At 60.8% G+C, this 24,800-nt stretch carries 15 protein-coding genes and 2 tRNA genes; 14 read left to right on the forward strand and 3 right to left on the reverse strand.

Annotation, left to right across the window (positions count from 1 at the left end; genetic code table 11):
• The first annotated feature begins 334 nt into the window (after positions 1 to 334).
• Positions 335 to 1,159, forward strand: coding sequence for a fumarylacetoacetate hydrolase family protein (locus HMPREF3170_RS01310; RefSeq protein ID WP_070477246.1), 825 nt, complete (start codon positions 335 to 337; stop codon positions 1,157 to 1,159).
• Between the two features lie 12 nt (positions 1,160 to 1,171).
• Here the strand turns inward: HMPREF3170_RS01310 and HMPREF3170_RS01315 are convergent, their stop codons facing one another.
• Entirely contained in the window at positions 1,172 to 3,703 is a 2,532-nt protein-coding gene (locus HMPREF3170_RS01315; protein WP_070477248.1) for a hypothetical protein, read from the reverse strand.
• Positions 3,704 to 3,957: 254 nt separating this feature from the next.
• On the opposite strand from HMPREF3170_RS01315, the gene mgtE reads away from it, so the two are divergent.
• The 4 genes from mgtE (at position 3,958) to HMPREF3170_RS01335 (ending at position 15,544) form a co-directional block, all read left to right on the forward strand.
• Positions 3,958 to 5,319 (forward strand): magnesium transporter, encoded by a 1,362-nt coding sequence (gene mgtE, locus HMPREF3170_RS01320; RefSeq protein ID WP_070477250.1) that lies wholly within the window; start codon positions 3,958 to 3,960, stop codon positions 5,317 to 5,319.
• Positions 5,320 to 5,388: 69 nt separating this feature from the next.
• Positions 5,389 to 5,464 (forward strand) — tRNA-Arg (locus tag HMPREF3170_RS01325).
• A 463-nt stretch (positions 5,465 to 5,927) separates the two neighbouring features.
• Complete coding sequence (locus tag HMPREF3170_RS01330) at positions 5,928 to 13,436, forward strand: carboxypeptidase regulatory-like domain-containing protein (protein WP_070477252.1); 7,509 nt, start codon at positions 5,928 to 5,930, stop codon at positions 13,434 to 13,436.
• Positions 13,437 to 13,579: 143 nt separating this feature from the next.
• Complete coding sequence (locus HMPREF3170_RS01335; protein ID WP_070477254.1) at positions 13,580 to 15,544, forward strand: hypothetical protein; 1,965 nt, start codon at positions 13,580 to 13,582, stop codon at positions 15,542 to 15,544.
• 85 nt (positions 15,545 to 15,629) lie between these two features.
• On the opposite strand, the gene HMPREF3170_RS01340 is transcribed toward HMPREF3170_RS01335, so the two are convergent.
• Complete coding sequence (locus HMPREF3170_RS01340) at positions 15,630 to 16,661, reverse strand: prephenate dehydrogenase (RefSeq protein WP_246814881.1); 1,032 nt, start codon at positions 16,659 to 16,661, stop codon at positions 15,630 to 15,632.
• A 52-nt stretch (positions 16,662 to 16,713) separates the two neighbouring features.
• Between HMPREF3170_RS01340 and HMPREF3170_RS01345 the strand changes: the two genes are divergently transcribed.
• From HMPREF3170_RS01345 to HMPREF3170_RS11215, 8 genes are all read left to right on the forward strand, one after another.
• Positions 16,714 to 17,196 carry a tRNA adenosine deaminase-associated protein gene (locus HMPREF3170_RS01345; RefSeq protein WP_070477256.1) on the forward strand — a complete coding sequence of 161 codons (483 nt, stop codon included), beginning with the start codon at positions 16,714 to 16,716 and terminating at the stop codon, positions 17,194 to 17,196.
• A gap of 41 nt (positions 17,197 to 17,237) precedes the next feature.
• Complete coding sequence (locus HMPREF3170_RS01350; RefSeq protein WP_070477258.1) at positions 17,238 to 17,666, forward strand: nucleoside deaminase; 429 nt, start codon at positions 17,238 to 17,240, stop codon at positions 17,664 to 17,666.
• 90 nt (positions 17,667 to 17,756) lie between these two features.
• Positions 17,757 to 17,963, forward strand: coding sequence for a CsbD family protein (locus HMPREF3170_RS01355; protein ID WP_070363288.1), 207 nt, complete (start codon positions 17,757 to 17,759; stop codon positions 17,961 to 17,963).
• A 49-nt stretch (positions 17,964 to 18,012) separates the two neighbouring features.
• Positions 18,013 to 18,100 (forward strand) — tRNA-Ser (locus HMPREF3170_RS01360).
• Positions 18,101 to 18,500: 400 nt separating this feature from the next.
• Positions 18,501 to 20,903, forward strand: a complete 2,403-nt coding sequence (locus HMPREF3170_RS01365) for an MMPL family transporter (RefSeq protein ID WP_070477260.1) — start codon at positions 18,501 to 18,503, stop codon at positions 20,901 to 20,903.
• Positions 20,900 to 22,150 carry a tRNA guanosine(34) transglycosylase Tgt gene (tgt, locus tag HMPREF3170_RS01370; RefSeq protein WP_070477262.1) on the forward strand — a complete coding sequence of 417 codons (1,251 nt, stop codon included), beginning with the start codon at positions 20,900 to 20,902 and terminating at the stop codon, positions 22,148 to 22,150. Before HMPREF3170_RS01365 ends, tgt begins: the two co-directional genes overlap by 4 nt.
• A gap of 66 nt (positions 22,151 to 22,216) precedes the next feature.
• Positions 22,217 to 22,651 (forward strand): type II toxin-antitoxin system RelE/ParE family toxin, encoded by a 435-nt coding sequence (locus HMPREF3170_RS11470; protein WP_141742150.1) that lies wholly within the window; start codon positions 22,217 to 22,219, stop codon positions 22,649 to 22,651.
• Between the two features lie 60 nt (positions 22,652 to 22,711).
• The gene (locus HMPREF3170_RS11215) at positions 22,712 to 23,041 is read left to right on the forward strand and encodes a helix-turn-helix domain-containing protein (protein WP_168161602.1); all 330 of its coding nucleotides are present in this window, start codon (positions 22,712 to 22,714) and stop codon (positions 23,039 to 23,041) included.
• On the opposite strand, the gene HMPREF3170_RS01380 is transcribed toward HMPREF3170_RS11215, so the two are convergent.
• Positions 23,038 to 23,724: a queuosine precursor transporter gene (locus HMPREF3170_RS01380; RefSeq protein ID WP_070477264.1), complete on the reverse strand. Its 687-nt coding sequence runs from the start codon at positions 23,722 to 23,724 to the stop codon at positions 23,038 to 23,040. The two genes, HMPREF3170_RS11215 and HMPREF3170_RS01380, sit on opposite strands and share 4 nt — an antisense overlap.
• Between HMPREF3170_RS01380 and gluQRS the strand changes: the two genes are divergently transcribed.
• Positions 23,723 to 24,643, forward strand: coding sequence for a tRNA glutamyl-Q(34) synthetase GluQRS (gene gluQRS / locus HMPREF3170_RS01385; RefSeq protein ID WP_070477265.1), 921 nt, complete (start codon positions 23,723 to 23,725; stop codon positions 24,641 to 24,643). The two genes, HMPREF3170_RS01380 and gluQRS, sit on opposite strands and share 2 nt — an antisense overlap.
• Positions 24,644 to 24,800 lie beyond the last annotated feature (157 nt).

Below are 24,800 nucleotides of genomic sequence, written 5' to 3' on the forward strand. Positions count from 1 at the left end.
AAGGTTGGGGGTTCGAATCCCTCCGGGCGCACCAGATCAAACCCCAGTCCACCGCGTGTGGGCTGGGGTTGTTGCTTGTGCCAGTGTCTCAGTGCCAATGGACGCAACCATTATTGCCTAGCCCTTTGGTGACCTGCTCATATGCCCGGGCGGATTTTTCGAATTGCGTCCCTTGGCACTCAATCGGCTGGGAGGGACACCAAATTCCCTCCCAGCCCATCAGCGAACAGGGAAAACGCCGAGCGCCGTCGTCGCGAATTGGCGAATCTGGTGCGCGCGCATATGCGGGCCGGTAGCGTCGTGCGTACACACACGCACCGAAAGGAATCGCACTATGCAACTGATGACACTTCGCCAACCCGGCGGAACCACGACCGCCGCGCGCCGCACCGGGGAAACGACCGCAGTCAAGCTTGGCTTCCGTGATGTCGGCGAGCTCCTCGCCCAAGAAAACTGGCAGGAGCTTGCCGCGGCAGACGGGGAGCAGGTCACCTTCCAGGACAAGGATCTCGCGCCAGTTGTGCCTCGCCCGGGCAAGGTCATTTGTGTCGGTCTGAACTACGCGAACCACATCAAGGAAATGGGTCGTGAGCTGCCGAAGGTTCCGACGCTGTTCATTAAGTTTGCTGACGCCCTCACCGGCCCCTATGACGATGTGAACGTTCCCGAATGGGCCAGGGGAGCCCTGGATTGGGAGGGGGAGTTGGCGGTTGTGATTGGGAAGAGGGCGCGTCGAGTAGTAGAGGCGGACGCGGCTGATTGCATCGCGGGCTACGCGGTGGCCAATGATTACACGATGCGCGACTACCAGTACTCCACGCTGCAGTGGCACCAGGGCAAGTCTCTGGAGAAGTCGGCGGGGTTCGGGCCGTGGCTGACCACTCGCGATGAGTGGGCGGGGGCGGGGCAGCTCACGACGCGCCTCAACGGCGAGGTGGTGCAGAACGATTCGACGTCTGACCTGGTGTTTACACCGGAGTTTCTGATTGAGTACATTTCGCACATTTACCCGCTGAACCCCGGCGACACCATCTTGACTGGTACGCCGGGCGGGGTTGGGCACGCGCGCGACCCGAAGCGTTATGTGGGCGACGGGGACGTCGTCACGATTGAGGTTGAGGGGTTGGGGCGCATTTCGAACCAGACAGTGTTCGAGTAGCGCCCGGCGCCCTTACTTCGCTGGGGTGGTGGGGACGACTGGCGCGGTGGTGGTCACCGAGTCGGTCGGCTGCTGGCCCTGGTTGCCCGAGCTGCCGACGGTGATGTCGATGTCCTTGACGTTCGGGATGCAGCTGCGCAAGCCGGCGATCGCCAGCAGGGTTACCACGACACCGACCAGGCCGCCACCGACCGCGGTCAGCGTGTTTGCGTCGACGTTGAGGGAGCGGGCGGTGTCGCGGAGTGCGCGGTTAACCGAGTTCTTATCGACGCCCGCAATCTGGATACCGAGCTGGTTCGACAGCGCAACCGGGATTGCAGCCAGCAGCGGAAGGCCGAGGCCGACCAGGGTCGCGATGCAGCGTGGGTCGGAGATGCCGCCCTCGGCGCCGACGCGCGCGTTCAGGTTCGAGGAGCCGCCATTGCCAGCGCCCTGGCCCTGGCCTTTGTCGCCTTGGCCGCCGCGCTTGGAGGAGCCGCCGCCGGAGCTGAGCGGGATGCCCTGCACGTTCGGGTTGGCGTTGTCGGAGACCTTGATGTCCGGGTTGCCGTTGTTGTTGCCGTTGTCCGAAACGTTGACGGTCGGGTTGGCGTTGTTGGTGACCACGACGGTCGCCTTAGCGTTGTCAGAGATCTTCACGTCTGGGTTGCCGTTGTTGTTGGCGTTATCCGAAACGTTCACGGTTGGGTTCGCGTTGTTGGTCACAACAACGTTCGGGTTGCCGTTGTTCGACGCGTTATCGGAGACGTTGACGGTCGGGTTCGCGTTGTTGGTCACAACAACGGACGCCTTGGCGTTATCCGAGATCTTGATGTCCGGGTTGCCGTTGTTCGACGCGTTGTTGTTCGCGTTATCGGTGATGTTGACCGTCGGGTTCGCGTTGTTGGTCACAACAACGTTCGGGTTGCCGTTGTTGTTGCCGTTGTCGGAAATGTTCACGGTCGGGTTCGCGTTGCCCGTGATGGTGACGTTGCCGTTGTCGTGGACCTTGGCGTTATCCGTGACAACGACGCTGACCTGCGGGTTACCGTTGTTGGAACCGTTGTCGGAGATGTTGACGGTCGGGTTCGCGTTGCCGGTGACGGTGACATGGCCGTTGTTGTTGCCGTTGTTTTCGATGCGGATCGCGCCGTCTTCAACCTTGACGATGCCCTCGAGCGCGCCCTTCAGGCTGCCGAGCAGCCCGCCGCCCGAGCCGCCCTTGCCGTCCTCGCCAGAGCCGCCGGAGCCACCGCCGCCGAGGAGGCCGCCGAGCAAGTTACCGATAGCGCCGCCGATGCCACCGGTGCCGCCGCCGATCAGGCCACCCAGGATTGGGCCGAGAACGCCGCCGACACCCTTCGCGATTTCCCCACCAGTGGTCTGCGGGTTGGTGGCGTTGATGCGGATGGTGCGCTCGACGGTGGAGGTGCCGTCGCTAATTTTGACTGGCAGGTCGAACACACCCGGGGTGAAGGTGGCAGGTGCGTTGACCTGTACTTCACCGTTGAGGTTGGTGAAGGACCAGAGCGGGTACTTCGCGCCGCTGCGCTCAATCGTGACGTTCTCCGGCAGGGTGAGGCCCGGAACCGGCTTCACGCGCTGCTTCTCGAAGTCGACTGAGTAGATCTTGCTGAAGTCCGGCAGGTCGCCTTCCCACTCGGCGGGAGGCATGGTGTCGGTGAGCTTGACCTTCAGGGTGCCGGAGTACGGCTCGCCTTTCTTCGGCGTGATGGTGACCGGAATATCCGCGCTACCAGCCTTGATGGCGTTGTTGAAGGTGATCTTGTTCCACGGCTTCCCGATGGTCAGGTTGCCCTCCGTATCGACGGTCACCGGCCAGCGCGTGGTGCTGTCCCAGTAGGTCGACGCGATCTTGTCGCCGGGCTCGAGCTTGGCGTCCGGCACGGGCACGGTTTCTTTGTTCCAGAAGTTCTCGGCCTCGTAGGTCTTATCGAAGTCAAACTTCGGCGCCTCAGGGGCTGGGGCTTCCTCGCTTGTCGACGGCCCCTCCGACTCGGCTGGTGTCTCCGGTTCGGAGGACTCAGACGGTGCCCCGGACTCAGCCGTGGTGGTTTCCGGCGTGGTGGTTTCTGCCGAGGTCGTCTCCGGCGTGGTGGTCTCCTCCGCTGGCTTCTCATCCTTGACGGTGATCTTCAGCGTGGCCTCGTAGGGCTCGCCGGAGGTTGGGTTGACCTTGATCGGGATCTCGACGGTCTTTCCGACCTTGCTGCTGAACGCCAAGCCGTCGCTCGGGCGCCCGACGGTCAGGACGCCGAGGTCGTCGACGGTGACTTTCCAGCGGTACGTGCCGATCGTCGTCCAGCTGTAATAGGTCTCTACCTTGTCGCCAGGGTTTAGGGCGAGGTCTTTGAGCTGGCGCGTTTTGGCGTCCCAGAAGTTGACCTCTTCGGGCGTGTCGAAGTCGGATGCCTGCGTCGCCACTGTCTGGGCGTGGGCTGCGGGGAGGTCGGACGTCGAGACGCTGACGAATGGGGCGACCAGCGCGATCGAAAGCGCACCGGCGGCGATAGAGATGCGCTTTGTGCGCGTGCTGTATGCCATAAACTTGTCCTTTGCTCAAGAGCGGAAACGCTGCACTGGACCTGCAGCACAGGTATGTCACAGATTGATATCGTTTCTGTCCAGTAAAACTTAACATTCTCACCCCCGCCCAAGGCGAGGAACGTAAAGGGATAGGCAAAACATGCAGGTAGTTCGCTGAACAAAAAGGTGCGCTATTCCACCTCCGGGGGTAAGTGCGGCTACGCTTGCAATGCTTGACTTGGCCAATCGCGGTGAGGTGAAAGGATGTGGAGATGAAGATCAATGACCCCGAGCAGCTCTACGAGCTCGAGCGTCGGCTAGAGGACCACGATCCTGAAATTGAGGAGCTCTCGGAGCTTCAGGAGCAGCTGAAGCACGTCCGCCTCAAGGACATCATCGCGATGATTGAGCGCACCGATGTCACGAACGGTGCGAAGATTCTGCGCCTGCTGTCGCCGGAGCGCTCTGCGGTCGTCTTCGACGTGCTGGACCCGGCGCACCAGGCAGACATGGTCACCGCACTTGGAGACGAAGCCGTCGTCGGCTTCTTCGACGCCCTCGGCGCCGAGGACCGCGTGGCCCTCCTCGACGAGCTTCCTCCCGAGGTCGCCGCCCGCCTCATGCACGAGCTCGACGAGGACGACCAGCGCGTTACCAACGTCGTCCTTGGCTACGAGAAGGGCACCGTCGGCCGCACCATGTCGCCGGAGGTGCCGCTGGTCACGCCAGAGATGACGGTCAAGGAGGTCGTCGATAATCTCCGCGAGAACGTCGACAGTCTGGAGACGATCTACACCGTCCCCGTCACGGATGCGCACCGCACGCTCGTAGGCATCGTTTCTTTACGACGCCTCTTCCAATCCAACGCCAACCAACCCGTTTCCGAGGTCATGCGGGAAGCGCAGTACGCCTACGCCTCCGACGAGGCAGAGGACACCGCGCGCTGGTTCCTGGCGTCGAACCTGCTGGCGTTGCCGGTCGTCGATAATGAGCACCACCTGGTGGGCATATTCACATACGACGAGGCTCACGACATCGTCGAGGAAGCAGACAGCGAGGACACAGCCCGCCTGGGTGCGTCCGAGTCCCTGAAGCGCCCGTACCTCTCGACGCCCGTGCAGGCCTTGGTCAAGAGCCGTATCGTGTGGCTGCTGGTGCTTGCGGTCTCCGCGATTCTGACCGTGCAGGTGCTCGGTATCTTCGAGGACACGCTGGAGAAGGCCGTCGTGTTGTCCTTATTTATCCCGCTGCTGACGGGTACCGGCGGTAACACCGGCAACCAGGCTGCCACCACCGTGACCCGCGCGCTCGCGCTCAATGACGTCCGTAACCGCGACGTGGCTAAGGTGGCGTGGCGCGAAATGCGGGTGGGTATGCTGCTCGGCGCGGTGCTCGGTACGTTGGGGTTTGTGCTGGCAGGGCTGGTGTTCGGGCAGTCAGTGGGCATTGTCATTGGGTTGACGCTGCTGCTGGTCTGCACGATGGCCGCAACCGTGGGCGGTGTGATGCCAATCATCGCTAAGACCATTGGCGCCGACCCAGCCGTGTTCTCTAACCCGTTTATCTCTACGTTCTGTGACGCCACCGGTCTGATTATCTACTTCTTTATTGCGAAGGCGGTTCTGGGCATCTAACAGGCGTTTTGCTGCACTCGCAGTTTCGGTGTAGAGTCTCTTTCGTTGCTTACAAGGCAGCAAAACACCGCGCCCGTGGCTCAACGGATAGAGCATCTGACTACGGATCAGAAGGTTGGGGGTTCGAATCCCTCCGGGCGCACCAAATAGAACCCCAGTCCACCGTGTGTGGGCTGGGGTTTCTGCTTTATTCTTTGAGGCGGTGCCAAAAGACGGGCCCCTTGAAATCTAGGCCTTTTCTGACCTGCGTGTATATTGGTCACGTTTTCTCGGATTGCGTCTCTTGGCACTCATTTCCTCATTGGCCATCAGTGAACTGGGGAAACAAAAAGGGGGACCCGCTGCTCTCAGCTTTTTGCAAGGTTTGCCCGGTGTGTGTGTTGGGGGTGCCTCATTGATTTGGACTAAGGGCGCAGGTCGGAGGGGGCGTCGATAATTGAAGCGGTGCGAAGAGGGGATTTGCGATTCTTGCGCTGCGTATATGTAGCTCTTAGCTTGAGTTGACGGTGGTAAACGACGTATATTTGTACAGATTACTTAGGAGAAGTCTGTGCGCTCGCTCCTAGGCTTCGAATTTCTCTCAATAACTTACGAATCAGGAGACCACAATGACCGGAAACGGTAAGTCCGGACGCGGGCTGTTTTCCAGCATTCGCAAAGCGGCCATAGCTACGGCGACCGCTTTTTCTTTAGCTATCGGTGGGATGGCCGTCCCGGCTGTGAGCGACCACGCCGCCGAGGTGGCGCTGCCGTCGGCGGAGGCGGCGGATTCACTGAGCAACCTGAAATCGCAGCAAGTCAGGATAGGCAATAAGATCGCGTGGCGTTTCTATGCTCCTGATGGGTATTACTTCAATATCCCCGTTTCGGGAAAATTCCGGATTTACCCAACCCTTATCGATAAAAAGCCAATCGTGCCTGTAGGTAAGGTACGTGTCCGGATTATGCAGGGAAATACGGTTAAGAGGGACTTGGGCGAGTTTGATTTCCCGATGACCTCCAATGGCGATGCATTCGAACTGGATCTTTCATCGAAGTGCTCGGATGCTTCGCCGTGCAATATTCGTTTTGGCGAAGAGCGTCTCGATATTCTGTCTGTTCAAGATGTGAATTCGATTACGAACTTCCGTTTTGGCCAGGCCTCTGCACCACGGTTCGAGCATGAACCAGTCGCGCCTCAAGCGCCCAAGCCTGGCTGGGTCGGGGGTTATGTACAGGTGCCGAACGGCTACTCAGCCTCCGAAGTTGACCTGAAGATTGATGGCAAGAAGGTTAATGTTGGGCGTGATGGTTGGTTCACGAGCGAGAAGTTGAATGCTGGGACGTACGGCTGGGAAGCTCGCCTGAACGATAAGACTTCAACGTCAAGCGGTAGCGTTACAATCAGTGCTGACCAGCAGTCCTACCTCAATATCAAACTTGAGGAGCGCAAGGGGACCGTTTTGGTCCATATGCACGATCGTCATGGCTACCCGCTGTGGAACACGGGAGGTAGCCTGCAGATCAAACGTACCGACCTTGGCCCGAGTAACGGAGCTTCAATTGACCATGGGAATTGGTCGTCGACTGAACTAACCGGAAGCTACGGCGACTACCAAATTTGGTACAGCGGCTCGGATGAGTACTTCCCTACATCAGCACAGTCGTTCAATATCCCAGGGAACCGGCCAAGTGAAATCAGGTTCTACCTGCAGCGCAAGGAGGTAAGCGGTAGGGTTTACCTGCCGTCTGGTTACTCGTTCAATGCTGCGCAGGGGCTTACCCTCACAGTGTTTGACCAAAACAAACGCGAGGTCCGGAAGGTATCTCTCCTGGACTCTGGGGATTACAAGATTCAGGGTCTGGACAATGGAAGCTACCGCTTCCAGCTCTCTGGTGACTACATCAATACCGTTTCACGAACGGTGAATATTAGTAACCGTACGATCGACGGAGTTGACTTCCGACCAACGTTGAAAGAGGCCCGCGCGAAGGTAGAGATCCAGGTCCCAAGCAACGAGAACTTTGATGGCGGAAAGATTCGCCTGAAATACAACAATCAGACTTGGGGTGACTACCCATACAAGAATCAAGCAGGATACGACCTCGGTGTTGTCAACCCAGGTGAGGTATCCGTCCAGCTGATCGACCGGAACGGAAAGGTCGTAGGCAGCGGTTATGAGTTCGTGCTTCCAGGCGAAACTAAGATTGTGCGCGCCACAGTGTCCAAGACGCTGGCTTCCTACCAGGGCGTGGTGCTTGACCAGTTCGATAAGCCAATTTCTGGTGCCACGGTCTCTGTAAACGGCAAGAGCGTGAAGACGGACGGTCGCGGCCAGTTCGTTGTTGCAGGCGTGAAGCCCACTGCGACAGTTCAGGTCAAGGTCGATGCAATTGATAACTACACCTACGAACTGAATACGTCAGTGCCTGTCAATAAGACTGAAGGCGGCAAAACCTACGATCTTCCTGACCCGCTGAAGCCGAACTTTATGACGAAGGAACTCCTTCTCCAGTTCCTCGGCGGTGAAGAGGGCGCTGCGGGCGTGACGTGGGAAGTCGCTCCGAGCCCGAACCATAAGAAGGCAAACGGGGCTGAAGGACGTAAGGGCGTCACTGATAAGAACGGCTTTGTCCAGCAGGTGCTGTACCCAGGCACCTACGATCTCAAGCTGACTTCTCCGAAGGGCGACCTGGGCGACAAGTACACGTTCGAGAATGCTCCTCGAACCGTCACGATTGATCCCAAGAATGGCATGCAAGTCCAGGAGATCACGCTGAAGAAGAACCCAGGCGAGATCAACGGTCGCGTCATCTACGACGATGGCAAGCCAGTGGTGAATGCCGAAGTTCGAGTTGGCAATGAGACGGTTCGTACGAACTGGAACGGCTACTACACCTTTAACAGGGTCGCGGCTGGTACTGACTCGGTAACCGTTGCTGCCGCAGGTGACGGCACCTACGCAGAGGCCTCGCAGAAGTTCTCCGCGCTCAAGGCAGCGGAGAGGAAGACTGTCGAAGACATCAAGGTCGACCGAGCAACCTCCCGCATTGAAGGCACCGTCCGCATCGACGGGAAGCCTGCTTCGGGTGGTGTCTCGGTGGAAGCAAAGGGCCAGAACGGCGCGTACATCGACTTCGGTGGCGTTGACTCGAGCGGTAAGTTCTCCTTTGCAAATACCGGTTCCGCGAAGCTGCTGCCAGGTAAGTACGAGGTCACGGTCCGAAACTCGGGTGATGGCCGCTTCGACGAGACGACCAAGTCTGTCACCGTCAAGCCTGGAGAGGCTGCAAAGGTTGAGTTTGACCTCAAGGAAAATCGCGCTCCAATTGTCGCGACCGTCCGTAATGAGGCCGGCGAGCTAGTCAGTGGCGCAAAGCTGACTCTCAAGGACGTTGACACTACCTGGACCGAAGGCGAGCGCGGCGTGTACACCTCGGGCAACCTGCCTGCTGGTGAGTACATCGTCCAGGTTGAGGCAAACGACACTCATGGTTCGACGCAGGGTAAGGTCACCGTGAGGTGGGCTGCAGGTGGCCGCGCTAACTACATCGTCACCCGTAACCCGGGCACCGTCACGATTAACGTCACTGACGATGCAGGGCAGCCAGTAAACGGTGTGAAGGTACGGCTTAAGGGCACGCAGTCTGACGCTTACAAGACGCAAATCAACAAGGACTTGACCACCGCAAACGGCAAGGTCGCTTTCGATAAGGTTCCAGTCGGTACCTACAAGGTCACCATTGAAGACTCTGCAGCATACGACGAGGCCCAGGCTATTGAACTCAAGGTCGATGCAGCGGGCAACGTCGTTCGCGATGTGAAGCTGCGTCGTAAAGATGCATCCATGACGGTCCACGTCATGGATGAGAAGAGCCGTGCTATCGCGTCACCAGTCATCAAGCTGATTGATGAAAACGGTGCAGAGACCAAGGGCACCGGTGACGTGAACGGCAAGGTCGAGTTCAACGAGCTGCGCCCAGGTACTTACACGATTGAGGTTGAGCCAACGGATCGCCACAAGGGTGGATCGAAGTCCGGCGTCACCATCAAGCCTGGCACCACAGCAGCTGATAACAAGGAATTCGTCAGGGTGACCAACGAGTCCGCGACGGTGATCGGTACCGTCGTCGACGAAAACAAGCAGCCAGTTGCTGGCGCCACCGTCAAGGTGACGAACGAAGGCACGCAAGAAGTCACGACTGACAAGGACGGCAAGTTCGTCGTCGAGGGCCTCAGCGAAGGCAACGCAACCTTTGAGGTCCCGAAGACTAGCGAGTACACCGGTAACAACCTCACCGTGAACGGTCTGCTGCCAGGTGATCAGAAAGAGATCACCATCGAGGTCACCCGAGACCTTAAGCGCCTCAACGGCTCCGTGCTTGACGATGGCGGCAATGCCATCGAAGGCGTCGAAGCACAGTTGATCCAGAACGGTGAGGTAGTAAAGACCCAGACCACCGATAAGTCCGGTAGCTTTGCATTCGACAAGATGGAGCCGGGTACCTACACGGTGAAGGTCGAGGAGACTGACACCCACCTCGCTGGTGAGAGCGAAAGCTTCGAGGTCGTGCTTGGCCAGGGTACGGATCCTGTCCAGGTCTCCTTGCAGCGCAAGCCAGGCAGCATGAAGGGCAAGGTCGAATTCTCGAACAACAAGGTTGTCGATGGCGCCGAGATCCGACTGGTACCGGAGTCCGGCGATCCAATCGATCTGGAATTCAACAACGAAGGCAACATTGCCGTGCCAGAGCTGCCAGCAGGTACGTACGATGTTGAGGTCAAGTCCCCGGACAACTACAAGCGCGTAAGCGTTCCGCCACTGACGGTCTACCCAGGCAAGGAAGCTGACTTGGGCGTGATTAAATTCATCGCCGAGATCGGCGACGTTGCAGGCACTGTCCGTGACGAGAACGGCGAGCCTGTTGGCAAGGTCAAGATCAAGCTGCAGCGCGCAGGCCAGCAGCCGATCGAATCTGAATCTGCCGAAGACGGCACGTTCTCCTTCACCAAGGTCCCGGTGGGCGATTACACGGTTGACGTTGTGCAGCCGGAGAAGTTCAAGTCGGTTCGCGGTCTGACCGCCACGGTGAAGCCTGCCGAGGAAACGGCTCTTGACATCACCCTCGAGACGAAGCCGACGAAGGGCACCATCAAGGGCAACGTTGAGGACGAGGCCGGTGAACCGGTTGCGAACGTTGGTATCTCGCTCGAGCCGACCTCCGGCAAGGGCAACACCATCGACGTCAAGGTCGCCGAAGACGGCACATTTGACGACGCCACCATCCCAGCAGGCTCCTACAGTCTCAAGGTGACCCAGCCTGTTGGCTACGAACCGGTGGACAACATCCCGGTCAAGATCGACGCCGGTAAGGAGCGTGTCGTCCCGACCATCACGCTGAAGAAGAGCGAGGTGGAGGCCGAAACCGGTAACTTCATCGGTGGTGTCTACGACAAGGCGACGAATGCTCCGCTGCCGCAGACCGGCCTGGTTCTTGTTGGCGACGCTGGACGCTACCCGGTGGCTATTAACGCTGACGGTTCGTTCCGTCGCAACGGCATCCCAACCGGTAACTACCAGTTGAAGATCGCGCAGCCGGAGGGCTACCTCGAGCGCGCGGACATCACCGTTGTCATCGAGACGGGCCTGGACAACTATGCCCAGGACATCAAACTGGAGAGGATCCCAGTTGAGAACACCCCGACCACGGGTACCCTGCAGGGCAACGTGCTCGGCGTGAGCGAGGGCAAGCCAGTCGAGCAGATTGCTGGCGCGAAGGTGAACATCCTCCGCCTCGGTGGCGGATCTACGCAGGTCACCACGAACGATTCCGGTATCTTCACCGCTTCCGGTCTCGAGCCGGGCGAGTACGTCGTCCAGGTGGAGGCACCGGAGGGCTTCAATACGCCACGTTACGAGCGTGTCGTTGTTGAGGCTGGCAAGACGAACGACGACTTGCGGGTCTACCTCGAGCGCAAGCCGACGCCGAACCCGAAGCCAGGTGCAGCACCAGGCACGATCAGCGGCTGGCTCCTTGATGACGGCAACTACCCAATCAAGGGCGGCACGGTTCGCATCAAGGGCACCGCAAAGAATAAGGACGGCAGTCCACGCCTTGACGAGGACGGCAAGCCTATCGAGACACTTCCAGCGGTGAAGATTGGCAAGGACGGCTACTTCACCACGGATCGCCTTGAGCCAGGTGAGTACACCATTGAGCTCGACGTCCCAGATGGCTGGCCAAAGCCGAAGGGCTGGCCGAAGAAGGTCACTGTTACTGAGGACAAGGCGATTGAGCTTGGCCTCGTCAGCATCAAGGCACCGCGAAGCAACGTCGAAGGTGTTGTTGACGACGGCTCCGGCAACCCAGTCGAGGGCGTCATCGTGACCGCGACCGACCCGCGTGGTGAGACCAGCGCGGTCGCGACCGACAAGGACGGCAAGTTCGTCTTTGACAAGGCGCTGCCGGGTACCTCCACCATCGAGGTGTTCACCCCGCAGGGTATCCAGAACGTCGACCCAATGTACGTTCCGGTCAAGCCTGGCCAGGACGTTGCAATCCCGGGCGTCCACCTGACGGAGAAGCAGCTCAAGCTGAGCAAGCGTGTCCGCGGGTACGACGCCGACGATATGGACAGTGCCCCGATCCTCCCTGAGGACTGGGACCTGATCTACGGCTTCGTGATCACCAACGAGACCGACGAGATCATCAAGAACATCACCCTGGATGACCCATTCCTGGGAGATGCCAAGATCACCTGGCCTGAGGGCTGGGAGAAGCCAGAGAATCGCACGTTGGAGCCGGGCGAGCACGTGTTTGCCTCCGCGAAGATTCCGCCGCAGAAGGACATGTCCGTTGTGAACAACATCGCGACGGCCCGCGGTACGGGCAGCAAGGGGCAGATGGTGGCGTCGACACCTGATAACGCAGTGGCAAGAATTGGTTCTGCCTCTGTGGAGAAGAAGGTCAACGCACGGTTCGGTGTGGATAAGAACAAGCCAGTGTCCCTCGATGTGGATGAAGACATGTACTTCACCTACGAGATCATGAACCGTGGCGCCGCACCGATGTACAACGTCACCCTGACGGACGAGGTCTGCGAGTGGAAGGAAGGCACGAGTGAAGACGATTCCAACGACTGCAAGCCGATGGAAATCGACCTGCCGAGCGACTGGAACCGCACCCTGCTGCCAGGCGAGCGCGTCTTCCTCACCGCTGCGCTACCGCCGCTGAAGCCAGGCACCCGTCACCACAACAAGGCACTGGTGAAGGCCGACCTTGACCAGCCTCGTCGTAGCCCAGGTATTGAGGAAGAGAAGGGCATCTACGAGGAGGACCCACCGTCAATCCTGACGGTTACCCCGAACAAGAACTCGTGGGGTAACGCACACGTGATTGTGTCTGAGGGCAAGACCCCGAAGGGCTACATCGATGGTGTGCTCAGCGGCCTGCCGGCTGGCCTGCTCACGGAGGCGAAGGTTGAGCTCATCTCGGAGGACAACAAGACCTCCCTGAGCGCAACCGTCGACGGTAACGGAAAGTTTGCCTACGGCAACGTCACGCCAGGCAAGTACAAGTTGCGCGTGACCAACCCGTCCGAGGACGTCATGAAGATCGCTGGCGAGTACGGCATCCCGACCGAGAAGGCAGCACAGGGTGGGAAGATCACCACCAAGCTGTTCGAGGTCGAAGCAGAACAGCCGACGGACCTCAGCATCCAGCTGGTGAAGGCGGAAGTTCCGAAGGAAGGCAGCTCCCTTGGGCGCTGCATCACGGAGACCTCCTCTGCCTCGAACCCGGCGATGTACCTCATCCCGCTCGGCCTGCTGGTCGGCGCGATGGCGGGCAGCCTGGTCATCTACGAGGATCAGTTCAACGCCGTGGTCAAGCAGTTCAACCAGGCGATGCCGCAGCTCGCAATCGAGCGTCCGGCGTGGATGAACCAGATCAGCCGCCAGCTTGAGCAGCTGCACCCAGCAGCGGGTCCGGCAGTGCTGGCCATCATCCTGGTCGCGGTCGGTGCCATCGCGGTGGGCCTTGCTTACGCAGCCTGCGAAGCTGGTGCTGACGGCTCCAGCAAGGGAGAAAGCTCCAGCAAGAAAGAGCAGACCCCTAGCAAGGAAAAGGTCTCTTAGTCCAAAGCGCTAAGGACGAGCGAAAATCAACCCGCCACCACGAAAATGGTGGCGGGTTGCTGCTTGAGAAGTACCACATCGTTTTGTACATTGAATGGTGGATTACTGGGTTTGCAGCCCCGCAACCTATACGAGAGGGAACAATGAAATTTTCGAAGACCGCCGGTTACTACGGCCGCTTGGCGATGGCGTCCGCACTCGCCGGGACATTCACACTCGTCCCAGTGGCAGCGAACGCTGACACCACGACCGAGACGCCCACCCAGGCGCCCGTCACCACGACAGCAACCGCTCCTTCGAGCATTGCTTCCTCCAGCGTGACGCCGAGCGCCAGCGCCACCCCAACCGTGAGCGTTTCTCCGTCCGTCGCGGGTGCGCCAGCAGTGGCGACGACGCCAGCGAAGGCGAAGAAGGCGTCGACAAGTGATAAGCCGGGCACTGGTACGAGCGGTGTAGAGCTCGAGTCCGGTGCGTGGACGTACACGGCGGTGGCGGGGCACCCAACCGACGGCAGCGTCTACGCGCTGTCCACCGCGCCGCAGGAGAACCACCTGCTGAAGATCGACCCGGCGACGGGCAACGTCGAGGATCTTGGGGCTGCACGCGTCGAGCACGGCGCACTTCCAACCGACATCACCACGGCAACCATTACCTCTCATGGTCGCCTGATTGTGTCGGAGGAGCTGGCTAAGGACGGCGACAGCTACTACGCCATCGACCTGGACAAGCTGAGCACGGCCTCCACCCCGGTGTTCACCGAGCACAAGGTGTCGGTGGATACCTTCAGCAAGCCGAAGGACTTCAAGGCACCCGGTGCGTGGGGCACGGCCTCCAAGAAGGTCGACCCGAAGGGGGAGTACCTGCACGCATACGCTGAAACCCTCGACGGCAAGCCAGCGCTGTGGACCCTGAACACCGACACCGACAAGCTCAGCGTGACCACGCTGAAGGTGGCGCGTGGTGTGAAGACCGAGGGCATCGACCGTCTGGGTGAGGTTGCCTACGCAGTGACCAAGGACACCGACGTCTTCGTTGCGGGCGACAAGGACGGCAACACCGTCGAGTTCAAGCCGACGCAGCTCAAGATCGGCCCTGGTGACGAGCTCGTGGCCACGTTCTCCCAGGACGGAGACGACACGCTCAGTGAGGTGCTCGGCGCCGATAAGAAGTTCGGATTCACCGCCATCAAGCACGCGGGTGAGGAAAAGGACGCGGAGACGCCGGCTTCGGACAAGACGAAGGCCGATGCGGAGGCCCCGAAGTCTGACAATACTGCGGAGCAGGCGGATAAGAAGCCGTCCGAACCGACGAAGTCTGACGCTGAAGCTGCGAAGCCTACTGAGCCGACGAACAAGGATGCGGACAAGCAGCAGCCTCCGGCCAACAACAATGAGAAGCCGTCCTCAACTCCGACGCCAGAGGCCACCGAGCAGCGCACGCTCGAGGTCGAGATCTACGTCGGCACTGGTGAAAAGAAGAAGCCGGTCGAGGGCGCACGCCTGGTCGTCCCGAGCCTGGACAACCTCGAACTCGAAGGCGCAACCGACGCCGACGGCTACCTGTCTACCACCCTGCCAGCAGAGCTCAACGACAAGAGCTTCACTGTCCGCCTCGTAGAGGCACCGGAAGGCTACAAGAACAAGTCCATCCAGATCAAGAAGGATGACCTGGTCAAGGAAATCACCCTGGACAAGGACACCCGTGCAACGAGCACGATGTCCAAGCCGCAGGAAATCCTCGAGGTGTTCAAGGAAGTCAAGCCGCTGCTCGGCGCGTTCGGTGCCCTCGCAGGCGCGGGTGCGGCAGGTTCGAAGTCGAAGTCCACCACGACGAAGTCGACGTCGACATTCTCCAACTCCAAGAGCTCCGGCACCGTGTCCACCGGCCGCACCACCAGCGCAACGTCCCGCAGCACCGCTGGCACGCGCTCCACGGCGAAGAGCACCAGCAAGCGCAGCTCCAGCAAGTCCTCCTCGACGACCACGTCGACCCGCAGCGGGGACCTCGCCGATACCGGTACCCCGATGTCCGGCGTGATCACGCTCGGCATCGTGCTGTTCCTGATTGGTGGCGCGTACGTCTTCATGGGACGTCGCCGCGACGCATAAGGCGCACAAGGCGCGTAAGCAACACATAGGAAAGGCCCGAAGGGAGTGATCCCCTCGGGCCTTTGCCGTACCCAGCAAACGCGAGTTAGAACACCTCGACGCGTCCGCCCAGAGACTCGATCTGGCGCAGCTGCTTCACCCAGCCTGGCGCGCCCGGGTGCAGGCGCATCACAGGGCGCGAAGAAATCTTCACCGGTGACACCGACTCACGTCGCGCGCCCGAACGCGCCAGCATACGGGTGTGCGCCCGGTGGCCGTTCTCGGCGAGGCGCTTCATGGAAGGAGCGTCGGCGGAGAGGGCGGAGCGGGCGTCGGCAAGAAGTTCGGTGAACTCGTCGATGATGCTGACGAGGCTCTCCGCGTTGGTTTCGCACATGTTGCGGACCAGCGACGGGTCCGTGCCCGCGACGCGCGTGGCGCCCTTGAATGAGCCAGCCGCAAGCGACTGCGCCAGGGTGCCGCCGCGATCCCCGACCACCGACAGGGCCTCCGCGATCACATGCGGAAGGTGGGACACGCGGGCCACTGCCTCGTCGTGGCGCTTCACTGACACCGGCACGGCCTCAGCGCCCGTCACCGCGACCAGGTTGCACACGTCAGCGAACAGGCTCGCCCACGTCTGCGGCACCTTGTCGACGCTCTCCGCGTAGTCATACGTCACCACCCACGCCGCGCGCTGGAACAGCCCCTCTTGGGACGCCGACCAGCCGGAAAACTCGGTGCCGGCCATTGGGTGCCCGCCAACGTAGCGCTCCTCAAGACCGCGCTCCAGCACGAGGTCGTACACGGGCTGCTTCACGCTCACCACGTCGGTGATGCCGCAGCTCGGGGCGTGCTCCGCGATGGCGTCAAGGACGGTCGCCACGGCATCCATCGGTACCGCGATCACGATCAGGGCCTGCTGCGCCTCTGCCTTCTGCAGTGCGGCCTCGAGGTCGTTGGTGACGTCGAAACCATCTTTTTGCGCAGCCCTCGTGCCCGCATTCGAGTGCGTGTAGCCGAACGCATCGTGGCCAGCCGCGGTGAGGTCGCGAATGATGGAGCCACCGATCAACCCCAGCCCAACAATGCAGACAGGAGGCAGGTGGCGCGAAGAATGTAGGAAAGAGGCAGTCACGGTTTCACATTCTAGTGACAAATTCACTGCGTGCAGGCTAATGTCGTGAGACATGGCACAGGAATTTCCAGACGGGTACGCAGTGACAGTCGCCCAGCACGATGGCGCATGGTCCGTGCACCGCTACAACGACAACTTCGACTCGCTGGAAGACACCATCGCCGCAGTACGCCGCCTCCGCAGCGAAGGACCCACGTTTGCGCTGCTCAACGTCGAAAATGAGTACGTTGTGGTGCTGCGCCCAGGCCCAAACAGGGCACGCATTTTGCTAAGCGACGCCCCCATCGCCGTCGACGACGACTACGCCGCCGACGCCCTCGAGGAAGCCGGCTGCGACATCCCCGACATCGACCCCGATGACCTCGACGACACCGACAGCTGGGCCGACGGCGACTTCGACATCCTCGCCGACCTCGGCCTCACCGAAGAACGCCTCAGCCTCCTTCTCGACGCCGACGAAGAACCCGCCGACCTCATCGACGACATCGCCGACGCCCTCGGCTTCGCCGACGAACTTCACGAAGCACTGCGGTAACGTTGGCCTGCTCAAGCTGGCAGCGGCGCGCCACCGCCCGCATGCAACAAGCGCTCGACCTCGCAGCCACGACCCCGCCCGGCGACGTGCCCGTCGGCGCCCTCGTCTTCGACGCTGGCGGCGAGGTGATCGGCCGCGGCGTCAACCGGCGCGAACAACGCCAAGACCCCACCGCCCACGCCGAAGTCGAAGCGATCCGGGACGCCGCGCGCACCCTCGGGACCTGGCGCCTTGACGGTTGCGAGCTCGTCGTCACCTTGGAACCCTGCACCATGTGTGCCGGGGCCCTGCTCGGCGCCCGCATCGACTCGCTCATCTTCGGCGCCTTCGAGCCCAAAACCGGCGCCGTCGGCTCCCTGCTTGATGCCCTCCGCGACCCTCACCATCTCCACCAAATCCAAGTCCGCGGCGGGATCATGGAGCCCGAAAACGCCGCCCTCCTCGCCGACTTTTTCCGGGGCCTGCGCTAATACTTAACCGAATTGTTACAGCGCCGTCCTGCCAAAGTGGCTACCATGGGGAACCGTTAGCTTAAATACGAAACGAAAAGGAGCAATCTCATGGCTTTTGAAGGAGCAGCAGACAAGCTGAAGGGCACCGCTAAGGAAGCAGCTGGCAAGCTTTCCGACGACAAGTCCCTCGAGAACGAAGGCAAGGCAAACCAGCTCATTGGCGACGCAAAGGACAAGGTCAACGAGGCAGCCGACTCCGTCAAGGACAAGGCAAACGAAGTTGCCGCCAAGGTCGAGGACAAGCTGAACGACTAGTCCACGCCTTGATTTGGTTGCTCGGGCAATAACCGTTAATCTGGTTTGCGGTAGCGTGTCCGAGCGGCCGAAGGTACTCGCCTCGAAAGCGAGTGAGGGTAAAACCTCCGCGGGTTCAAATCCCGCCGCTACCGCCAATTAAAAACAACGCACCCTGGGTTCGCCTGGGGTGCGTTGTTTTGGTTTTTGGGGGCCCCGAGTGCGCGAGTGCCAAAGGACGCAATTCGCAAAACGAGCATTTGTATTCCCGCAGGCCAAAAAAGGGCTAGAATTATTGCGTTGCGTCTTTTGGCACTCGCTCCTTTGTATGTGCACCACATTCCCGGATTTTGAGGAGGGGTCGGTGCGTTTCCCCAGGTTGTCTAAGTCTGGCGATGGAATTTGGTGCAGCGGGGAACAATTTCGCTTGGTCAAACCGGTGACCTGGGTATGAAGGGAAATCGAGTCCAGCAAGGTTTCGCCTATAAGATGGCCTGGTAGTGTGCCACGGTTTGGTGGCAGTCAGAATCGAGAAGCGACAGTGAGGACGTAAACACCGTGGCGAAGATGCTGTTTCGGCTTGGGCGCTGGTCATTTCTGCATAAGTGGAAGGTGATCGTGGCGTGGCTGTTGCTGCTCGGCGCCACGGCGGCGGGGGCGTTTTCGCTGATGAAGCCGTTTACGTCGGAGTTTCCGATTTCGGGTACGCCCGGCATCGAAGCACTCGAGGACATGGAGCGGCACTTCCCGGGTGAAGGGAACGTGGCGACGGCGCCTGGGGTGAATTTGGTGTTTGCGGCGCCGGAGGGGCGTCGATTAGATGAGCCGGAGTTCATGGCGGGGATGGACGCGACGGTCGGCTACATCGAGGAGCACCTGGAGGGGCTGACGGGGACGGACAGGTTTGGCAACCCGGTGCATGTGAACCGGGAGCTGGGGGAGATGATCGTCGGGCAGATGACGCAGATGGGCCTGCCTGAGGAGCAGGCGAAGCAGGACGCCTATTACCTGCGGATGGTGTCGGACGATGGCCGGATTGGGTACACCACGTTCGAGTTTGGCGCGGAGTCTTCGATGACGGTGTCGGAGGAAGAGCGCGCCGTGGTGAATGAGGCACTGGAGATCGGCCGGGAGGCTGGCCTGCAGGTTGAAGCCGGTGGTGCCGGGTTCGGCGATCCGATTCAGATTAAGACGACGTCGGAGATGGTGGGGCTCGCGGTGGCGTTTGTGGTGCTGATTGTGACGTTTGGGTCCTTGGTGGCGTCGACAATGCCGATTGTGAGCGCTGTTGTGGGGGTGGGCATTGGTGTGCTGGCGGTGCTGATCACGACGCATTGGGTGGAGCTCAACGAGGTCACGCCGGTGCTGGCGGTGATGATCGGCCTGGCTGTCGGTATTGACTACGCGCTGTTCATCCTGTCGCGGTACAGGCAGGAGCGGCAGACGCTGGACGCGCCGGAGGCGGCGGGCCTGGCGGTGGGCACGGCTGGGTCCTCGGTGGTGTTCGCGGGGGCGACGGTGTTCACAGCGCTGGTGGCGCTCTCCTTGGCAGGTATTGAGTTTTTGACGTGGATGGGCCTGGCGGCGGCGCTGACGGTGCTCATCGCGGTGCTTGTGGCGTTAACGCTGCTCCCGGCGCTGCTGGGGGTGTGGGGTGATCGCTCGTTTGGTGGGAAGCTGCCGTGGTTCGCGGGCAACCCTGGCCCGGGTAAGCGGCCTGGCCGCGACTTGTCGGCGAAGTCGGTGGGCCGGTCCTGGGTGAACGTGGTGCGCAGGTTCCCGGTGGTGGTGATGACGGTCGTCGTGCTGGGGCTGGGTGCGCTGGCGTCGCCGTTGCTGCAGCTGGAGATGGCGCTGCCGTCGGATACGACGTCGAACCTGGACACCACGCAGCGTAAGTCGGCGGACCTGATGGCGGAGGGCTTCGGCCCGGGGGTCAACGCGCCGTTCCTCCTGGTTGTCGACGCCACCTCCGTCAACCCGGACGCGGAGATGCTGCAGCCGTACATGGCGATGATGCCGGACGAAGCCGGCGGGCGCGCGCAGAAGGCGGCGCTGGCGTCGTTTATGTACGCGGTGCAGGAGGCCAACAGCGTCAACGGGATCGAGCACGCGCAGCTCGTCGGCGCGAATGAGGACCTGACGGCGGCCCGGATCCTGGCCACCCCGAAGGGCGGTCCGGAAGAGGAATACACGCTGGAGGTGGCGCATGCGCTGCGTGCGAACAATGTCCAGGTGGAGGATGCGACGGGGACGTCGATAGGCCTGACGGGTCTCACTGCGGTGCAGATGGACATTACTGAGGAGCTGGGCGACGCGATGCCGCTCTACCTGGCGATTGTGGTTGGGCTGGCGATCATCCTGCTGATCCTGGTGTTCCGCTCCATCCTGGTGCCGGTGGTGGCGGGCCTGGGCTTCCTGCTGTCGGTCGGTGCGGCGTTCGGTATGACGGTGGGCCTGTTCCAGCTCGGCTGGGGCGGACTTGTGAACACTCCCGGCCCGATCCTGTCATTTATGCCGATCTTCCTGATCGGCGTCACGTTCGGCCTGGCCATGGACTACCAGGTCTTCCTTGTCACCCGTATCCGCGAGCGCTACCTGAAGTTGCGCCGCGCCGGCGACCCGGAGGCGGAAATCAAGGCGGTGCGCGAGTCCACCGTCGAGGGCTTCGTGCAGGGCGCGCGCGTGGTCACGGCCGCAGCAGTCATCATGATTGCGGTGTTCGTGGCGTTCATCGACCAGCCGTTGCCATTCATACAAATCTTTGGCTTTACGCTCGGCGCCGCCGTATTTTTCGACGCCTTCTTCGTCCGCATGGCGCTCGTCCCCGCTACGATGTTCATCCTGGGCCGTTCCACCTGGTGGATGCCGAAGTGGCTGGACAAGGTGCTGCCGGAAGTTGACGTGGAGGGCACCGAACTCGAAGCCGAATTCCACCCCGAATCACTGGAGCACGCATGACCGACGACCTTTCCTTCGACCTGAACACCACCCTGTATGACGCGCCGGGCAAGCATGGGCGCACGGGTGTGATCCATACGCCGCACGGCCCGATCCAGACCCCCGCGTTCATCCCGGTGGCCACGAAGGCCACGGTGAAGACGCTCACCCCGGAGCAGATCCACCAGACCGGTGCGCAGGCGATCCTGTCCAACGCCTACCACCTGTACCTTCAGCCGGGTCCCGACATCGTGGACGAGGCCGGGGGCGTCGCCGCCTTCGAAAACTGGGACGGCCCGACCTACACGGACTCGGGTGGCTTCCAGGTGATGAGCCTGGGCGTCGGCTTCAAGAAGGTCCTGGCCATGGACACCGCCGGGCTCACCGACAAAGACATCCGGGCCGAGAAGCGTAAGCGCATGGCGATGGTCGACGAAGACGGCGTCGACTTCAAGTCTGTCATCGACGGTTCCAAGCACCGCTTCACCCCCGAGGTGAGCATGCAGATCCAACACCAGCTCGGCGCCGACATCATGTTCGCCTTCGACGAGCTCACCACCCTCGTGGATACCCGCGACTACCAGGAGCGTTCCGTGGAGCGCACCCACCGCTGGGCGAAGCGCTGCCTCGACGAGCACCACCGCCTCACCGAGGCGCGCACGCACCGCCCGAAGCAGTCACTGTGGGGCGTGGTGCAGGGCGCCCAGTACGAAGATTTACGACGCCACGCCACCCGCGGACTGCTCGACCTCGACAGGGAGGCGCGCGAGGCCGGCCGACGCGGCTTCGGCGGCTTCGGCATCGGCGGCGCCCTGGAGAAGGAAAACCTGGGCACCATCGTCGGCTGGGTCACCGATGAGCTGCCCGTGGACAAGCCGCGCCACCTGCTGGGCATCTCCGAGCCGGACGACATTTTCACCGCCGTCGAAGCCGGCGCCGACACGTTCGACTGCGTCGCGCCGACGCGGCTTGGTCGCCGCGGTGGCGTCTATACGCTAGATGGGCGCATGAACCTGATGAACGCCCGGTTCAAGCGGGACTTCTCCGGCGTCGATGAGGAGTTCGGTGGCTACGTCTCCGAGAACTACTCGCGCGCCTACATCCACCACCTGCTCAAGGCCAAGGAGTTCCTGGCGGGCACGCTGTGCACCATGCACAACCTGGAGTTCATGATCCGCCTGGTGGACAACATCCGCCACGCCATCGATGCCGGGGAGTACGAGGCGTTCCGAGACGAGTTTATGGGCAGGTACTACGCGGGGAAGTAGATGATGGTGGTTAGAGGCTCTTATAGGCGTTAAGCTAGAGCGCATTTCGGGGGACAAGGGGGTATATTGTCTGATCAACTTTGGCGTGTCGAGGTTTTCGATGGTGGAAACTTTCATCGTTTTTACAAACGCCTGGATGAAGTGGAACGAGCAGTCACGGACGCAGCAGTCCAGTATGTCTTAGCGCCGCTGGGGATTCGCATCTGTGAAAGCGAATGGGGCAAAAGCCTTGGTAGGGGGCTGTTTGAACTTCGAATAAGAAGAAGCATCGACACAATTCTTCGCGAGCATGGGCCCTCGGGAGCAGCTGATCGGGTGCCAAAACGTTGGTGGAAGAAACGCGTATTGATCCGTGTCTACTGCACTTTTCACGGCGATAAGATCGTTCTGTTGCTGGGTGGGTACAACAAACTGCGTGCGCCAAGTAGCAAGCAAGAACAGAAGGAGATTCGAGCTGCAAGGGCTGCGTTGGAGCAGTGGAAGCGTGACCAACCCTCTTGATCTTATGTGCTGTAACACATAAGATCAGGGGTATTGAATCAGCGGATGAAAGGTGTGGGAATGGGGACTACAGCATTTGAAGAATTCGTAAAACCGTATCGGGAAGCAGCTTCACCAGCTGCTGAGATCGTGCGAGATGCTGCTGCTCGTGCGTTTGCTTCCGAGATTGCAGACCGAAGGGCAGTGGGTGCTGCCCTGATGGCAGCGAGGAAAGAACGCGACGCAACGCAGCAAGAGGTTGCAGATTCCGCTGGGATCCAGCAAGCCGAGTTGAGCCGCATTGAAAACGGGCTTGGTAACCCGACTGTTGACACTTTGCTCAAAGTGCTTGCGGCCCTTGATCTCAGATTGGTGTTCGAGCCAGCTCCTAGCGCTGGCTCTGGGCGTTAGCTTCGCAGCTCCGCGTGCAGTTCCTGTTCGCGGCGGCGTACCCACGCGATGGTCGGGTACGTGATCGGGAGTAGGACGACTTCGAGCAGGGTCTTCCATAGGAAGCCCACGACGACGTAGTTGATGAACTGACCCGGCGTTTCGATGCCGATGACCGCCGCTGCGATGGCGCAGAACAGGAGGGTATCGGCGAACTCGCCGACGATGGTGGAGCCGATGAGGCGTGCCCACAGGCGGTCGTGTCCGAACCGGTCTTTCATTTTCTGCAACACCCACGCGTTGAGCAGCTGGCCTGCGATGTAGCCGGCCAGGGACGCCATGACGATGCGCGGCATGAGGCCGAGGATCGTCGAGAAGGGTTCTTGCATGTCGTAGAAGTCGGCGCCGGGGAGCCAGATGGCGATGTAGAAGGACACGACGGCCAGGATGGCGATGCCGAATCCGGTGAAGATCGCCCGGCGGGCGGCTTTGAATCCGTAGACTTCGGCGAGCACGTCGCCGAGGACGTATGCAAGTGGGAAGAGGAAAAAGGCGCCGTCGGTGATGAATGGTCCGAGGGCGACTCCCTTCTGTGCTGTGATGTTGGAAATGAGGAAGACGGCGCAGAACACAGATACCAGGACAGGGTAAAGCGATCGCGCAAAAGTTTCTTGGTTTGTCACGGCTACATATCCTATACACATGAATGCTGGACGGTATGCACCTTCTCCGAGTGGGGATCTCCATTTTGGCAATCTGCGGACGGCGCTGCTGGCCTGGCTGTTCGCGCGTCGGAGTGGGCGGCGTTTTTGGCTGCGGGTGGAGGATGTTGATTCGGAGCGTTCGTCGGAGGCGGCGGGGCGTCGTCAAATAGAGGACTTGTTGGCGCTGGGCCTTGATTTTGATCCGCCGGTGGTGTGGCAGTCGCAGCGTTCGGCGTTGTATGAGGCGGCGTTGTCGCAGCTCCCGGTGTATGAGTGCTACTGCACGCGCCGCGAGATTCGGGAGGCGGCGAGTGCGCCGCATGCGCAGCCTGGGATGTACCCGGGCACGTGCAGGGACTTGGATGAGGAGCAGCGAGCTTTTCGACGTCACCAGCTTTCGCAAGAGGGCCGCATGCCTGCCCTTCGCCTGCGTGTCGATGTGCGGGAGTGGACGGTCCGGGACTTCTTTGCCGGGGAGGTGACTGGGCCTGTCGATGACGTGGTGGTGCGTCGCGGCGGTAACCTTGCGCAGGCGCAGGCGGGGGACTGGGCGTATAACTTGGCGGTGGTCGTCGACGACGTGGACCAGGGTGTTGACCAGGTGGTTCGTGGGGATGATTTGTTGATGTCGGCGCCCGCGCAGGCGTACATGACGCACTTGTTGGGCGGGCAGGAACCCGAGTATGTGCACGTGCCGCTGGTGCTCAACGCGGAGGGCAAGCGGTTGGCGAAGCGCGACGGGGCGGTGACGTTTGCGGAGATGTCGCAGCGCGTTGGGGTGGATGGCGTGGTGCGGGCGCTTGCAGAATCGATTGGGTGCGCAGGCGCTGTGACGGCGCAGGAGATCCTTGAGCGCTTTGACCCTGAGAGGCTCTCAGCGGATCCTTTCGTCTGGACAAATACACCCGAGCGGGGGTAACCGCTGGTTGAATAACATGCATGTGATGCAAATATTTTGACGACAACTGTGCAGGTCCGGACGTTCGCTGAAAATAAACTGTCAAAAGTACTTGAAACTTCTTAAAAACCGTTCATGATGAATGGATAGCACAAATAACACACAGTTGCCTTTGAGG

Source organism: Corynebacterium sp. HMSC08D02, assembly GCF_001807505.1.
Classification (GTDB): domain Bacteria; phylum Actinomycetota; class Actinomycetes; order Mycobacteriales; family Mycobacteriaceae; genus Corynebacterium; species Corynebacterium pseudogenitalium.